14 protein-coding genes are annotated in these 13,931 nt (G+C 72.0%); 10 read left to right on the top strand and 4 right to left on the bottom strand.

Features of this window, described 5'->3' with window-relative positions:
- Nucleotides 1-165: 165 nt before the first annotated feature.
- The 7 genes from dxs to ACXJY8_RS01375 all read left to right on the top strand — a co-directional run bounded on the left by dxs (nucleotide 166) and on the right by ACXJY8_RS01375 (nucleotide 9,227).
- The gene (gene dxs, locus ACXJY8_RS01405; protein ID WP_463775373.1) at nucleotides 166-2,139 is read left to right on the top strand and encodes a 1-deoxy-D-xylulose-5-phosphate synthase; all 1,974 of its coding nucleotides are present in this window, start codon (nucleotides 166-168) and stop codon (nucleotides 2,137-2,139) included.
- A 163-nt stretch (nucleotides 2,140-2,302) separates the two neighbouring features.
- Nucleotides 2,303-3,325 carry a hopanoid-associated sugar epimerase gene (gene hpnA, locus ACXJY8_RS01400; protein ID WP_463775369.1) on the top strand — a complete coding sequence of 341 codons (1,023 nt, stop codon included), beginning with the start codon at nucleotides 2,303-2,305 and terminating at the stop codon, nucleotides 3,323-3,325.
- Nucleotides 3,325-4,236 carry a squalene synthase HpnC gene (gene hpnC / locus ACXJY8_RS01395; RefSeq protein ID WP_463775365.1) on the top strand — a complete coding sequence of 304 codons (912 nt, stop codon included), beginning with the start codon at nucleotides 3,325-3,327 and terminating at the stop codon, nucleotides 4,234-4,236. The genes hpnA and hpnC overlap by 1 nt, the downstream gene beginning before the upstream one ends.
- On the top strand, nucleotides 4,233-5,087 hold the full coding sequence (hpnD, locus tag ACXJY8_RS01390) for a presqualene diphosphate synthase HpnD (protein WP_463775362.1): 855 nt from the start codon (nucleotides 4,233-4,235) through the stop codon (nucleotides 5,085-5,087). The genes hpnC and hpnD overlap by 4 nt, the downstream gene beginning before the upstream one ends.
- Nucleotides 5,087-6,391, top strand: a complete 1,305-nt coding sequence (hpnE, locus tag ACXJY8_RS01385) for a hydroxysqualene dehydroxylase HpnE (RefSeq protein WP_463775357.1) — start codon at nucleotides 5,087-5,089, stop codon at nucleotides 6,389-6,391. Before hpnD ends, hpnE begins: the two co-directional genes overlap by 1 nt.
- Before the next feature lie 39 nt (nucleotides 6,392-6,430).
- The gene (gene shc / locus ACXJY8_RS01380; protein WP_463775354.1) at nucleotides 6,431-8,428 is read left to right on the top strand and encodes a squalene--hopene cyclase; all 1,998 of its coding nucleotides are present in this window, start codon (nucleotides 6,431-6,433) and stop codon (nucleotides 8,426-8,428) included.
- Nucleotides 8,429-8,510: 82 nt separating this feature from the next.
- On the top strand, nucleotides 8,511-9,227 hold the full coding sequence (locus ACXJY8_RS01375; RefSeq protein ID WP_463775351.1) for a phosphorylase: 717 nt from the start codon (nucleotides 8,511-8,513) through the stop codon (nucleotides 9,225-9,227).
- A gap of 87 nt (nucleotides 9,228-9,314) precedes the next feature.
- Here ACXJY8_RS01375 and ACXJY8_RS01370 read toward each other — a convergent pair whose 3' ends face one another.
- Complete coding sequence (locus ACXJY8_RS01370; RefSeq protein WP_463775347.1) at nucleotides 9,315-10,634, bottom strand: DUF5666 domain-containing protein; 1,320 nt, start codon at nucleotides 10,632-10,634, stop codon at nucleotides 9,315-9,317.
- Nucleotides 10,635-10,645: 11 nt separating this feature from the next.
- On the bottom strand, nucleotides 10,646-11,479 hold the full coding sequence (locus ACXJY8_RS01365) for a DUF6502 family protein (RefSeq protein ID WP_463775344.1): 834 nt from the start codon (nucleotides 11,477-11,479) through the stop codon (nucleotides 10,646-10,648).
- 138 nt (nucleotides 11,480-11,617) lie between these two features.
- On the opposite strand from ACXJY8_RS01365, the gene ACXJY8_RS01360 reads away from it, so the two are divergent.
- The 3 genes from ACXJY8_RS01360 to ACXJY8_RS01350 all read left to right on the top strand — a co-directional run bounded on the left by ACXJY8_RS01360 (nucleotide 11,618) and on the right by ACXJY8_RS01350 (nucleotide 12,634).
- Complete coding sequence (locus tag ACXJY8_RS01360; RefSeq protein WP_463775341.1) at nucleotides 11,618-11,905, top strand: hypothetical protein; 288 nt, start codon at nucleotides 11,618-11,620, stop codon at nucleotides 11,903-11,905.
- Nucleotides 11,906-11,919: 14 nt separating this feature from the next.
- Nucleotides 11,920-12,048 (top strand): hypothetical protein, encoded by a 129-nt coding sequence (locus ACXJY8_RS01355; RefSeq protein WP_463775338.1) that lies wholly within the window; start codon nucleotides 11,920-11,922, stop codon nucleotides 12,046-12,048.
- Nucleotides 12,049-12,133: 85 nt separating this feature from the next.
- A complete protein-coding gene (locus tag ACXJY8_RS01350; RefSeq protein ID WP_463775335.1) occupies nucleotides 12,134-12,634 on the top strand; it encodes a hypothetical protein in 501 nt (166 codons plus the stop codon).
- Nucleotides 12,635-12,696: 62 nt separating this feature from the next.
- On the opposite strand, the gene ACXJY8_RS01345 is transcribed toward ACXJY8_RS01350, so the two are convergent.
- A complete protein-coding gene (locus ACXJY8_RS01345; protein ID WP_463775332.1) occupies nucleotides 12,697-12,951 on the bottom strand; it encodes a hypothetical protein in 255 nt (84 codons plus the stop codon).
- Entirely contained in the window at nucleotides 12,948-13,922 is a 975-nt protein-coding gene (locus ACXJY8_RS01340) for a Crp/Fnr family transcriptional regulator (protein ID WP_463775329.1), read from the bottom strand. The genes ACXJY8_RS01345 and ACXJY8_RS01340 overlap by 4 nt, the downstream gene beginning before the upstream one ends.
- Nucleotides 13,923-13,931 lie beyond the last annotated feature (9 nt).

Here is a 13,931-nt window from a genome sequence, read left to right as displayed (position 1 = left end):
CCCGGTTTCGTCTTGGGGCATGCACCGTTCGAGGGTCGGCCCGCGCAGAGCGCTGGCGATGGGCCGGATCGGGCGGGTGTCAGCGAACGAACGGGTGTGGATTCAGTGTCACGGCAAGAAACCTCGCAAGACAAGATTCCGCAGGCGTCCGGTCCTGGGGGGTCGGTGAGTTCGTCGGAGGCGACGGCGATCCTGGACGGTCTGGCGGAGCCTTCGGCGCTGCGGCTGTTGCCGGAGAGCGAGCTGCAGGCGGTGGCCGATGCGGTGCGCACCGAGATGATCGACGCGGTCTCGGTCACGGGCGGGCATCTTGGCTCCGGGCTCGGCGTGGTCGAGCTCACGGTGGCGCTGCACCACGTGTTCGACACCCCCGACGACCGCATCGTCTGGGACGTCGGCCACCAGGCCTACCCGCACAAGATCCTCACCGGCCGGCGCGACCGCATCCGGACGCTGCGCCAGCCCGGCGGCCTGTCGGGCTTCACCAAGCGCTCGGAGAGCGTCTACGACCCCTTCGGGGCGGCCCATTCCTCCACCTCGATCTCGGCGGCGCTCGGCATGGCCGTGGCGCGCGACCTCGACGAGGCCTCGGCCCGGGCGCAGGGCGGGCCGGCGGGCAAGCGCCGCAACATGATCGCGGTGATCGGCGACGGCTCGATGTCGGCGGGCATGGCCTACGAGGCGATGAACAACGCCGGCGCGCTGAAATCCCGCCTCATCGTCATCCTCAACGACAACGACATGTCGATCGCGCCCCCGGTGGGGGCGATGTCGGCCTACTTCGCGCGCCTGGCCTCGGGCGGCACCTACCAGTCCCTGCGCGAGACCGCCAAGCAGCTGGGCCGGCTCCTGCCCAAGGGCCTCTACCAGCGCGCGGCCGCGGCCGAGGAATACGCCCGCTCCCTGGTGGTGGGCTCGGGCACGATGTTCGAGGAGATGGGCTTCCACTATGTCGGTCCGGTGGACGGGCACAACCTCGACCACCTGCTGCCGGTGCTCAAGAACGTGCGCGACTCCGAGCAGGGCCCGATCCTGCTGCACGTCGTCACCCAGAAGGGCAAGGGCTACGCGCCGGCCGAGGCCAGCGCCGACCGCTACCACGGCGTGGTCAAGTTCGACGTGCTCTCCGGCGTCCAGGCCAAGGCCAAGCCGAACGCGCCGGCCTACACGCGGGTGTTCGGCGAGAGCCTGATCAAGGCCGCGGACGCCGACGACAAGGTGGTGGCGATCACGGCGGCGATGCCGGGGGGCACGGGCATCGACCTGTTCGGCAAGGCGCATCCCGAGCGCACCTTCGATGTCGGCATCGCCGAGCAGCACGCGGTGACCTTCGCGGGCGGGCTGGCCACGGAAGGCTACAAGCCGTTCGTGGCGATCTACTCGACCTTCCTGCAGCGGGCCTACGACCAGGTCGTGCACGACGTGGCGCTGCAGAACCTGCCCGTGCGCTTCTGCCTGGACCGGGCCGGCCTGGTGGGGGCGGACGGGGCGACGCATGCGGGCGCCTTCGACCTGGCCTATCTGTGCTGCCTGCCGAACATGACGGTGATGGCGGCCTCGGACGAGGCGGAGCTGGTGCACATGGTGGCGACGTGCCACGCGCACGACACGGGCCCGATCGCGCTGCGCTACCCGCGCGGCGAGGGGGTGGGCGTGGACTTGCCCGAGCGCGGGGTCGCGCTGCCGATCGGCCGGGGCCGGATGGTGCGGGCGCCGGAGGGCGCGCGGGTGGCGCTGCTGAGCCTGGGCACGCGCCTGTCGGAGGCGCTGAAGGCGGCCGACGCGCTGGAGGCGGAGGGGATCGCGGTGAGCGTGGCGGATGCGCGCTTTGCCAAGCCGCTCGACGAGGCGCTGATCCTGGATCTCGCCGCGCGCCACGAGGTGCTGGTGACGCTGGAGGAGGGCTCGGTGGGGGGCTTCGGCGCCATGGTGCTGCACCTGCTGGCCGAGCGGGGGGCGCTGGATGCGGGCCGGGTCCGGGTGCGCACGCTGACGCTGCCCGACAGCTACCAGGACCACAACACGCCCGACGCCATGTACGCCGAGGCCGGCCTCGACGCCGCCGGCATCCTCAAGACCGTCAAGGACGCCCTGCCCGAACGGAAGGCCGGCCAGTCGGGCCGCCTGCGCCTCGCCTGAGCCCCGCCGCCGACGCGCGGGCCAACCGGGCTTTGCAGCCCGGGTGTGGCTCCGTTGCGCTTGTCGGTGGGCGGTTTCGATGACAAAAGCGCGCCATTCGCGGGCCCGAACTCCGTTTCGGGCCCGTGCACGCGTTTAAGATCCTCAGACCCTTACGAGAGAAATGCCACAGGCGACCCCTTCCGGCCCGTTCGATGCCGGCCCGGTTCTCATCACGGGCGCGAGCGGTTTCCTGGGAGCGGCCCTGGTCGACGTCTTCCGCAACGCCGGCTTCCCGGTGCGGATCATGGTCCGGGCGACCTCGCCGCGCACCAACCTGACCTGGACCGACGTCGAGGTGGTCGAGGGCGACATGCGCGACCGCGCGGCCGTGGCGCGTGCGCTGCAGGGCCAGCGCTACCTCGTCCATGCCGCGGCCGATTACCGGCTCTGGGCTCCGGATCCGGAAGAGATCGTCGCGACCAATCGCGACGGCGCCGTGATCCTGATGGAGGAGGCCCTGCGGGCCGGCATCGAGCGCATCGTCTATACCTCGAGCGTCGCCACCATCAAGCCGCACGACGACGGCACGCCGGCCGACGAGACCCGGCCCCTGACCCCCGCCACCGCCATCGGCGCCTACAAGCGCAGCAAGGTCGTGTCCGAGCGCGTGGTCGAGGAGATGGCGGCCCGCAACGGCCTGCCCGTGGTCATCGTCAATCCCTCGACGCCGATCGGGCCGCGCGACGTCAAGCCGACGCCGACCGGGCGCATCATCCTGGAAGCGGCCCTGGGCCGGATGCCAGCCTTCGTCGATACCGGGCTGAACCTCGCGCACGTGGACGACGTCGCCGCCGGGCACCTGCTCGCCCTGCGCCACGGCCGGACCGGCGAGCGCTACATCCTCGGCGGCGAGAACGTGCTCTTGTCGCAGATGCTGGCCGACATCGCCGGCATGGTCGGCCGAAAAGCCCCCACGGTGAACCTGCCCCGTGCCGTGGTCTATCCGATCGCCTTCGTCTCCGAGCAGATCGCCCGCTTCACCGGCAAGGCCCCCTTCGCCACGATCGACGGCATCCGGATGTCCCGCTACCGGATGTTCTTCTCCGATGCGAAAGCGCGCGCCGAACTCGGCTACACCGCCCGGCCCTACGCCCAGGGCCTGTCCGACGCGATCGCCTGGTTCCGGCAGGAAGGACGCCTGTGATGAGCACGACGATCCAGACGGCGACCGAGGCCCGTACCGGCAAGGGCTACCGCGACGAGAACTTTCCCGTCGCGTCCCACCTCATCCACCCGAAGCATCGCGGCGCCATCCTGGCGTTCTACGACTTCGTGCGGGCGGGGGACGACGTCGCCGACCATACCGGCCTCTCGCCCGAGCGGAAGATCGAGCTCCTCGACGCCCTGGCCGCCGACCTGACCGGCAGCCGGCCGACGGATTCCGCGGCCGAGCCCCTGCGCCGCGAACTCGCCGCCCGCGGGCTCGCGCCGACGCACGCCCTCGAACTGCTCGACGCCTTCCGCCTCGACGCGCGCAAGAACCGCTACGCCGACTGGGACGAACTGATCGCCTATTGCCGCCTCTCGGCGATGCCGGTCGGCCGCTACGTCCTCGACGTCCACGGCGAGGACCGCAGCGTGGTCTGGGGACCGTCGGACGCGATCTGCGCCGCCCTCCAGATCATCAACCACCTGCAGGATTGCGGGAAGGACTACAAGGCGATCGACCGGGTCTACATCCCGCAGGACACCCTCGACAGCCACGGCGCCGCGATCTCGGAGCTCGGGGCCGACAAGGCCTCGTCGGCCCTGCGCGGCGTGATCGCCGAACTGGCCGAGCGCACGATGGGGCTCCTCGACGAGGGCGCGGTGCTGCCCGACCTCATCGCCGACCTGCGCCTCAGCCTGGAGATCGCCGCGATCCACCGCCTCGCCGTCGTGCTGTGCAAGGGGCTGATGCAGCGCGACCCCCTGAGCGAGAAGGTGCATCACGGCAAGGCCGCCTTCGCCCTCACGGCCCTCGGCGGCATCGCCGCGACCCTGGCCCGCCGGCCCCTGCGCGGCCGGACCCTGAGGGCCCAGGCCGCGAAGGCGGCAGGGGGAGCCCGCCCATGAGCGCCACGATGTCCCCCGCGTCCGAGACCGCCGCCCAGCAGGGCGAGGCGCTCCCGGCGAAATCCTCCTCCTTCTACACGGCGATGCGGCTGCTGCCGCCCGACCGCCGCGCGGCAATGTATGCGGTCTACGCCTTCTGCCGGGCGGTCGACGACGTCGCCGACGACGGCGGCCCCGCCCCGGTGCGGGCCGCGGAACTCGACCGCTGGCGCGCCGACATCGACGACCTCTATACCGGCCGGCCGGCGCCGCGGGTGCAGGACCTCGTGGTCCCGATCCGCCGCTACGGCCTCCTGCGCGAGGACTTCCAGGCGGTGATCGACGGCATGGCGATGGATGCCTTCGAGGACATCGTCGCTCCCGACGAGGCCACCCTCGACCTCTATTGCGACCGGGTCGCCAGCGCGGTCGGCCGCCTCTCTGTGCGGATCTTCGGGATCGCCGAGCAGCCGGGCATCGCCCTCGCGCATCACGAGGGCCGCGCGCTGCAGCTCACCAACATCCTGCGCGACATCGACGAGGATGCGGCGCGCAATCGCCTCTACCTGCCGCGCGAGAAGCTGGCCGCCATCGGCCTGACCGCGCCGACGCCGCAGGCGGCCATCGACCACCCGCGGATCGGCGAGGTCTGCATCGCCGTGGCGCGCGAGGCCGAGGCCCATTACCGCGCGACCTGGGACATCATCGCCCAATGCCCGCGCAAGGTGACCAAGGCGCCGCGCCTGATGGCGGCGGCCTACCGGCTCTACCTCGACGCCGTGCTCGCCCGCGGCTGGGAGAAGCCCCGCGCCCGGGTCAAGCCGGGCAAGCTCGCCCTGCTGGGCGTCGTCCTGCGGCACGGGATCCTCTGATGGCCGGAACGGTTCACGTCGTCGGCGCCGGCCTCGCCGGGCTGTCCGCCGCCGTCTCGCTGGTGGAGCGCGGCGCGCGCGTCGTCGTGCACGAGGCGGCCAAGCAAGCCGGCGGCCGCTGCCGCTCGTATTACGATCCGACCCTCGGCCTGACCATCGACAACGGCAACCACCTGCTCCTGTCGGGCAACACCTCCGCGCTCGCGTTCATGCGCACGATCGGCGCGCCGGAAAGCGCACTGTCCGGCCCGGCCGAGGCCGCCTTCCCCTTCGCCGACTTGAAGACCGGCGAGCGCTGGACCCTGCGCCCCAATGCCGGCCGCGTGCCGTGGTGGGTCCTGCAGGCGTCGCGCCGGGTGCCGGGCACCTCGGCCCGCGACTACCTCGCGCCCCTCGGCATCCTGAAGGCCGCGGCCGGCAAGGGCCCGGGCCAGGGCGGCACCATCGGGGAGAGCATGGCCTGCGAGGGCACCCTCTACGATCGGCTCTGGCATCCGGTGCTGCTGGCGGCCCTGAACACCGACCCGAAGGAGAGCGACACCGGCCTCGCGGCCACGATCCTGCGCGAGACGCTGGGTGCCGGCGGCAAGGCCTGCCGGCCGCTGGTGGCCGTCGGCGGTCTGTCCGCGGCCTTCGTCGATCCGGCGGTGGATTACCTGACGCGGCGCGGTGCGAGCCTGCGCTTCGGCCACCGCCTGCGCAGTCTCGCGCTCGGGGACGGCCGCATCGCCGGCCTCGTCTTCTCCGACGAGACGATCGACCTGGCACCCGAGGACGCCGTGGTCCTCGCCCTGCCGCCCTGGGTCGCCTGCGACCTGCTCCCCGGCCTGCCGACCCCGCAGAGCCACCGCTCCATCGTCAACGCTCACTTTGCCGTGGTCCCGCCGCCGGGATCGCCGTTACTTCTCGGCGTGGTGAATGGAATGACGGAGTGGCTATTTGCCTATCCGGATCGTCTGTCCGTGACCATCAGCGGGGCCGACCGGCTCTTGGATGTACCGCGTGAAGATTTGGGACGTCAGATCTGGTCCGAGATCGTGACTTTGACCGGACTTGCGCCGGAACTGCCAAGCTGGCAGATCGTCAAGGAGAAGCGGGCGACCTTCGCGGCGACGCCCGCCGAGGCCGCGCGGCGCTCCGGCGCCGTGACGGCCCATGAGAACCTCGTCCTGGCAGGAGATTGGACCGCGACCGGCCTGCCTTCGACGATCGAGGGGGCGATCCGTTCGGGGACGACCGCCGCCCAGGCCCTCGCGACGAGGACCGGGACGTGCGGACAGGCACGAGCGCGCGGCGCGGCGTGAGGTATGGCGGCCGCCTGCGCGGCCGGTGAGGCGAGGACGATGCGGGAAGCATTCAAGAAGGTCGAGGCGCTGCAGCGCCCCAAGACTCAGGAGATCTCTCTCGAGGATGTCGAGCGCGGGGTCGCACGCGCCACGCAGGCCCTGACGGCGCTGTCGCACGACGACGGCCACCTCTGCTTCGAACTCGAGGCCGACGCGACCATCCCGTCCGAATACATCATGTTCCACCAGTTCCGCGCCACCGAGATCGCGCCGGATCTGGAAGCCAAGATCGGCAACTACCTGCGGCGCACGCAGGGCAAGCACGGTGGCTGGGCCCTGGTCCATGACGGCCCGTTCGACATGAGCGCCAGCGTGAAGGCCTATTTCGCGCTCAAGATGAGCGGCGATTCGATCGAGGCGCCGCACATGCGCCGCGCGCGCGAGGCGATCCTGTCGCGCGGCGGTGCCGCCAACTCGAACGTCTTCACCCGCTTCCTGCTCGCCCTGTTCGGCGAGGTGCCGTGGCGCGCGGTGCCGGTGATGCCGGTCGAGATCATGCACCTGCCGAAGTGGTTTCCCTTCCACCTCGACAAGGTCTCCTACTGGGCCCGCTGCGTGATCGTGCCCATGCTGGTGATCCAGGCCCTGAAGCCGCTCGCTCGCAATCCCCGGGGCATCGGCATTCCCGAGCTGTTCGTCGCCCCGCCCCAGACCGTGCGCACCTGGCCCGGCAGCCCCCACGCCACCTGGCCGTGGACGCCGATCTTCGGCACCATCGACCGGCTGCTGCAGGTCACGCAGGACTATTTTCCGAAGAAGCGGCGCGCCCGCGCCATGGATAAGGCCGTGGCCTGGGTCAGCGAGCGCCTGAACGGCGACGATGGCCTCGGCGCGATCTTCCCCGCCATGGTCAACACGGTGCTGATGTACGATGTGCTCGGCTACCCGCCCGAGCACCCCCAGGTGCGCATCGCCTGCGAGGCGATCGAGAAGCTCGTGGTCGTCAAGGAGCACGAGGCCTACGTGCAGCCCTGCCTCTCGCCGGTCTGGGACACGGCCCTGGCCGGGCACGCGCTCCTCGAGGCCGGCGGCCCGGACGCCGAGCACCAGGCCCGGCGCGGCCTCGACTGGCTGAAGCCCCTCCAGGTCCTCGATATCAAGGGCGACTGGGCCGCGGGCCGGCCGAACGTGCGCCCGGGCGGCTGGGCCTTCCAGTACGCCAACCCGCACTTCCCCGACCTCGACGACACCGCCGTGGTGGTGATGGCGATGGACCGCGCCTCGCGCCAGCACGGCCTCGTGGCCGACGTGCCGGATTACGGGTCCTCCATCGCCCGGGCCCGCGAGTGGGTCGAGGGCCTGCAGTCGAGCGACGGCGGCTGGGCCGCCTTCGACGCGGACAACAACCACCATTACCTCAACCACATCCCGTTCTCCGACCACGGCGCCCTGCTCGATCCGCCGACCGCCGACGTCACCGCCCGCGTCGTCTCGATGCTGGCGCAACTCGGCGAGACCCGGGAGACCTCCAAGGCCCTGGACCGCGGCGTCGCCTACCTCCTGAACGACCAGGAGGAGGACGGCTCCTGGTACGGCCGCTGGGGCATGAACTTCATCTACGGCACCTGGTCGGTGCTCTGCGCCCTGAACGCGGCCGGGGTCGATCCCGCCACGCCGGAGATCCGCAAGGCCGTCGCCTGGCTGATCCGCATCCAGAACCCGGATGGCGGCTGGGGCGAGGACGCCTCGTCCTACAAGATCGATCCGGCCTTCGAGCCCGGCTACTCCACCGCCTCGCAGACGGCCTGGTCGCTGCTGGCCCTGATGGCCGCGGGCGAGGCCGACGATCCGGCCGTGACGCGCGGCATCAACTACCTGACCCGCACCCAGGGGGCCGACGGCTTCTGGGCCGAGGAGCGCTACACCGCGACGGGCTTCCCGCGGGTGTTCTATCTCCGCTACCACGGCTACCCGAAGTTCTTCCCGCTCTGGGCCATGGCGCGCTACCGCAACCTGCAGCGCAGCAACACCCGGAAGGTCGCCTTCGGCATGTGATGCCGAGGCTCGTGATGCCAAGACTGGTGATGCCGAGGCGCGGAATGGGAACGGTCCGGGTCGCGGGCGATCGAGCAACGGCATGAGCACGGTCGCCCCCTCCGGCAGCCTCCCCGTCCTGGCCGTCACCGGCCTCGCCAAGGAGGCCCGCCTCGCCTCCGGGCCCGGCGTCCTCGCGGTCGGGGCCGGCGGCAATCCCGAGCGCCTGCGCGCCCTGCTGGCTGCGCGTCCCGATCCCGGCTGCCGGGCCGTCGTCAGCATCGGCATCGCCGGCGGTCTCGACCCGGCACTGGTCCCGGGCGACGTACTGGTCGCGACCGCCATCGTCACCCCCGCGCGGCGCTACCCGGCCGATCCGGCCATCGCGGCCGCCTGGATGCGCAATCTCCTCGAATCGCTCGGCGGATCGGGGCCGAGGGTCCGGGAGGGAATCCTGGCCGGCGTCGATGCGGCAGTCCTCGACGTGGCGGCCAAAGCCGCCCTGCGCCGAACCAGCGGCGCCGCCGGGGTCGACATGGAATCCCACGTTGCGGCCGCCTATGCCGAAGAGCACGGCTTGCCCTTCGCCGCCCTGCGCATCGTCTGCGATCCGGCCGAGCGCGCGATTCCCGCCTTCGCCGCGCAGGCCCTGAAGCCCGATGGCGAGCCCGACATCCTGGCGGTGCTCGCCGCCATTGCCCGTGCGCCCGGCCAGATCCCGGCCCTGATCCGCCTCGCGCGCGATTCTGGGCGTGCCTTCCAGAGCCTGACGCGGTGCCGGACGCGGCTCGGCGCCGCCCTCGGCGTTCCAAATCCCTAGGGGGTTTTCGAGCGCGGCGGATGCCGGCTCGCGTGAGGAATAGACGCTCAAGACCGAGAGGCCGCGGCCCGGGATCGGGGCATCGCCTCAGCGTCCGCCGGGGCCCCCGCCCGGTCCTCCACCGCCGCCCGGTCCGCGTCCGGGGCCGCCCCCGAATCCGCCCGGCCCGTCCGGCCCGCGACCGAATCCGCCGGGGCGCTCGAACCCGCCGGGGCGCTCGAGGCCGCCCGGTCCGCCGAAGCCGCCGCCGGCCCGGCCGTGTTCCCCGCCCATCGGCGTTCGGGTGTCGATGTCGAAGCGCGGCGCACCGCCCGGCTGGGTCCCCGGCGCACGTCCTTCGAGGCCACGTCCTTCGAGGCCACCTCCGTTGAGGTGCGGTCCATCGAGCCCTCGTCCATCTGGACCATGTCCATCGAGCCTCGGCAGCGATCCGCGATCGGGTCCGGTCTGGGGAGCCGGGCGCTCGCTGCCACGCGTGTCGATGCGCAGGCTCTGCAGGCCGAGGCGTCCGTCACGCGACGGCTCGGCGGTAACGATGGCGCGCACGCTGCCGCGGCGGGGTACGCCGGAACCGGCCCGGCCCGCGACTTCGAGGCCGGAGCCGAGCCGGAGCCGTCCGGCGTCGCGCCCGACATAGGCCTCGATCGAGACCCGCCGCAGGCCCGGGACGAAGAGCGCGGGCGCCTCCTCGATCCCCGTCACGGTCAGGCCGGACCCGGCCGGGTCGCCCAGGACGACGGTACGACGGCCGACCTGCCGGGCGTCGAAGCCGAGGAGGCGCAGGTCACCGATCATCGGCGTGCCGTCGGGGCCGCGCCGGACCAGGCCGGCGACCCGCGCCGTCCCGTCCGGGCGGTGCTCGACCAGGCTGGCGACCACGATCCCGTCGGGGCGGCGCAGCCCGGCCACCGCGACCCGGTCGCCGACCGCCCAGCCCTCGCGCTGCGCCGCCGGCAGGGCGACGCGCTGCCCGAGGACGGTCAGCCCGCCCGTCCGAACCGCCTCGACCGGGCCGACGACCTCACTGGTGACGTCGATGCGGCGGGTGGCGAGGGTCTTGCCCGCTTCCGAGGCGACCACGCGGACCACGTGCCCGATCCGCAGGTCGCTCGCGGCCGCCGGCCGGCCGTCGATCCGGACGAGGACGTCGGCCGGATAGGTGATGCGCAGGTCGTTGACGACGATCGAGCCGAAGCGGCGGATCGTCCCGATCACGCCGGTGCCGCCGAGGCCGCGGTCGCCCTCCTGCTCCTGCCCGTCGCCGGGCGGGTGGCTCGGGCGGGCGCCGGTGCCGCCGATGCCCTGGTCGCGGATCGGCGGCTGCGGGTCGGCCCGGGCCGTCGATGCCAGGGCGAAGGGCACCGAGGCGAGCAGGCGCAGGGTATCGCGGCGGTTCGGTGCGCGCATGGCGGGCGCCCTCACGCCTTCGCCGCTGCGGGCGGCGCATCCTCGGCGTAGATGTAGACGCCGAAATTCCAGCGATGGCTGCCGCCGGCATCGGTCTCGCAGGCGGCGTGGGCCTCGCGGTTGGCCTGCTGCAGGGCCTCCATGGCGATCTCACGGGCGCGGACTTCCAGGCGCTCGGCCAGATCCTTCGACAGGCCGTCGTAATGCACCGCGCGCTCGAGGAAGCGCGGGTCGGGCGCGGTGATGTTGGCGACGCTCGCGGCGATGTGGTCGTGCAGGTTGCGGCCGAAGTAATAGAGCTGCGACTCGCCACCGCCCTTGGGGACGTAGGCCGCCTCGGCGAGGACGATGTGGCCGTCGCCGTCGGCGACGACGAGCCCCCGGTCGAGCCACTCGTCGAGGACCGCGCGCGGGCGCAGGTCGCGGGTCACGGCCGTGACGAGATCCTCGAAGGACGGCCCCTTCCCCTCGCCTGCCCGCGTCAGCGGCCGGGGATGGCCCTCGGCGTCGGTGAAGGTGGGGTCGGCGAGCCAGCGCGCGATGATCCGGCTGGTGCGCGACACCGAGGACGGCACGGCGCTCACCGGCGCGCCCGCCCCGCGCAGGCGGCTCACCTCCTTGCGGTGGATTCCCGTGAGCAGGCTGACGCGGCTGTCGGTCTGCTCCTTGCCCGGCAGCGCGAAATCGTACTCGGCCACGTTGACGTAGAGTTCGCGCAGGAGGGTGGTCAGGGCCGGGAAGGTGATGCCGCGGGCCACGAACAGGCGCACGAGCGGCCGCAGCAGACGCGCGACGGGCGCATGCAGGTTCGCGCCCTCGGCGGGCGTCTCGGAGGAATCAACCATCGCAGGACCATAGCCATCGGCCCGTGGGACACAATCCCACGCCGTGCGTCACGACACATGATCCCATGCGCATTCGATTGACGTGGGAAATTTACCCACGTATCGCTGGGCCTGCCGATCCTGCACCGGAGCACCGTGATGGCCGAGACGAGGTTCCCGACGACAACCGGATCGCTGCCGCCGCTGCGATCGCGCGCGACGCGCGTCCGGACGATCCCGGCCGGCCGGCGCCTCGCCATGATCGCCCGCGGGCTCGCGGTCGTCGCCGGCCTCGGCCTGTCCGGGCTCGGACTGCACAACGCCAGCCGCCCGGCGCCCGAGCGGATCGGCGGCGCCGAGACCCCGGCTCCGATGCGGGTCGCCGCGCATCGGCGTCCGGCCCTGGACCGGATGGCGTCGGCCCTCGGCCCGTCGTGGGCCGAGTGATGTCCGGCGCCGCGGTGCGGTCCCCCCGCCCCCGAACGCGGTGCTCCGTCCGGGACCGGCCCGCCCTCCTCATCGACCTCCTGCTCTGTGCCGTCCCGGCCGTCGCCACGGTGGTGCTGCTCGTGCTCGCCCTGCGGGGGTGAGCGAGCCGCGCCCCGGCGCTCACGATGCGTTAACCGCACCGGCCCATCCTGACGGCCGGACACAGCCCCAGACAGGAGGATCGCGATGTCGTCGATCTCGACCGGGCCGGCTCCGGTCTTTCCGTCGCCGAAGGTTCGCGCCCACGACCGCATCGCGGCGCAGACGGCCTCCGGTGCGATCAGCGGCACCGACCGGACCGCGCTGGATACGGCGGTCGACAGCATCGACGCCGCCCTGAAGGGCTCGGACGGCCCCGGCGCGGCCCCCTCCGCACGCCTCGAGCCGGCGGACCTGAAGGCGCGGATCGACGACCTCATCGGGCAGCAGGTCCAGGGCGGGCGCCTGACGAGCGACCAGGCCGAGACCCTGAAGTCGGTCCTCGGCGGAGAGGCCGGAGGATCGTCCGGGGCGGGCGTCGCCGCCGCGCCGGCAGCCGACACCACGGCCCAGAGCACCAACGATCTCCTGGCGACCTTCGTGCGGCACTTGCAGTCGCGCCAGGACCAGACGAGCCCCTACGGCGCCGGCGGCACCCGCGCGGCCACCCCTTCGGCCAGCGCCCTGCTGATGAACTTCAAGGTCTGAGCCCGGTCCCGATCAGGCCCTCGACGGGGGAGCCCCGGCGGATCGGGGCGAGTCCCCGCCCGTCAGCCCGGGGGCGCCGTCTCGGAGAGCTTGCCGGCGATCCAGGCCTGGGCCTCGTCGAGGTCGGCGAAGATCGGCGCATGCAGGCCGTCGACGCGCCCGAATCCGGCTTCGAGAAACCAGCGGCCCGCCACGGAATCGTGCTCGCCGGAGAGTTGCACGAGCACGGCGACGAGCATGCCATCCACGAAAACCAGCCGGCTCTCGTGGTCCTTGCTGCCCGTCGCAATCTGAACGGGCTGGAGTTTCATGGTCATGCCGAAGCCCGCGTCCCCAGATGCAGGTATTTCGAATTGAATTCCGCGATGGTCTTCAGACGCTGACGATCGAGAATTTTCAGGGTCCGACCTTTGAGTTCAATCACGCCTTGGCGACGGAGTTCCTGAAGCGAGCGATTCACATGCACATTCGAGAGGCCGACCGTGTTCGCGAGATCGAGTTGGGTGATCGGAAATTCGTAGGAATCCTCGCTGGCGTAGCCGACGACCTGCAACCGCACGAGGAGTTCGCAGAACAGGTGCGCGATGCGCTCGATCGCGGAGCGGCATCCGACATTGACGAGCCATTCACGCAGCGTCGCCTCGTCCACCAGCGTGCCGAGACGCAGCGACCGGGCGATGGCCGGATGGTCTTCCAGGAGGGTCCGCACCACCTCGACCGGCAGGCGCACCACGCGGCAGGCCGACATCGTCGTGATGGTGTGGTCCATCTGGGCGAGCAGCGCCACGTCGAGGTCGCAGGTGTCGCCGGGAACGAGATAGGCGGTGATCTGGCGCGCTCCGTTCGCCCGGTGCTTCTGGCGGCAGGCGATGCCGTCCATGATGAGGATCACGCCGTCCGGCGCGTCGCCTTCGCGGATCAGGTCGACGCGCGGTCCGATCGTGTGACCCTGGCCGCTGACGCGTTCGAGCACGGCCCGATCGTCCCCGGAGAGCGGCCCGAACCCTTCCAGCTTGCGGATCAGCGGGTTGGACGCCGCGGTGGTCGGAATCTGGGAAAGAGACGGCAAGACGATGTCCGTGATCCTGGCGGCGATGTCGGGTTGCGATCGCCCGCGCCCGGCGGCGCGACGATCGGCGGTCGGGCGGGTTGCCCGGGCGGGAGGATGGCGGGCGGAACGGAAAGGAGGGTCGCGCGAGACTGGCGGCGGCGCCGACCTCCGCCGGTCGTGCGAGGCACGTCCGTTCGCCGCCCCGACACGGATTCCTGTCGCGCTCCTAACGGTCACCGCCGCCGA

This window comes from Methylobacterium sp. TK31 (genome assembly GCF_055361545.1).
The sequence above is the reverse complement of the archived record's forward strand: the minus strand, read 5'-3'. Positions and strand labels throughout refer to the sequence as shown.

Coding starts and splice junctions, on each gene's coding strand:
- hpnA (WP_463775369.1), top strand. CDS start 2,303: ATGCCACAGGCGACCCCTTCCGGCCCGTTCGATGCCGGCCCGGTTCTC.
- hpnC (WP_463775365.1), top strand. CDS start 3,325: ATGAGCACGACGATCCAGACGGCGACCGAGGCCCGTACCGGCAAGGGC.
- hpnD (WP_463775362.1), top strand. CDS start 4,233: ATGAGCGCCACGATGTCCCCCGCGTCCGAGACCGCCGCCCAGCAGGGC.
- hpnE (WP_463775357.1), top strand. CDS start 5,087: ATGGCCGGAACGGTTCACGTCGTCGGCGCCGGCCTCGCCGGGCTGTCC.
- shc (WP_463775354.1), top strand. CDS start 6,431: ATGCGGGAAGCATTCAAGAAGGTCGAGGCGCTGCAGCGCCCCAAGACT.
- ACXJY8_RS01375 (WP_463775351.1), top strand. CDS start 8,511: ATGAGCACGGTCGCCCCCTCCGGCAGCCTCCCCGTCCTGGCCGTCACC.
- ACXJY8_RS01370 (WP_463775347.1), bottom strand. CDS start 10,634: ATGCGCGCACCGAACCGCCGCGATACCCTGCGCCTGCTCGCCTCGGTG.
- ACXJY8_RS01365 (WP_463775344.1), bottom strand. CDS start 11,479: ATGGTTGATTCCTCCGAGACGCCCGCCGAGGGCGCGAACCTGCATGCG.
- ACXJY8_RS01360 (WP_463775341.1), top strand. CDS start 11,618: ATGGCCGAGACGAGGTTCCCGACGACAACCGGATCGCTGCCGCCGCTG.
- ACXJY8_RS01350 (WP_463775335.1), top strand. CDS start 12,134: ATGTCGTCGATCTCGACCGGGCCGGCTCCGGTCTTTCCGTCGCCGAAG.
- ACXJY8_RS01345 (WP_463775332.1), bottom strand. CDS start 12,951: ATGACCATGAAACTCCAGCCCGTTCAGATTGCGACGGGCAGCAAGGAC.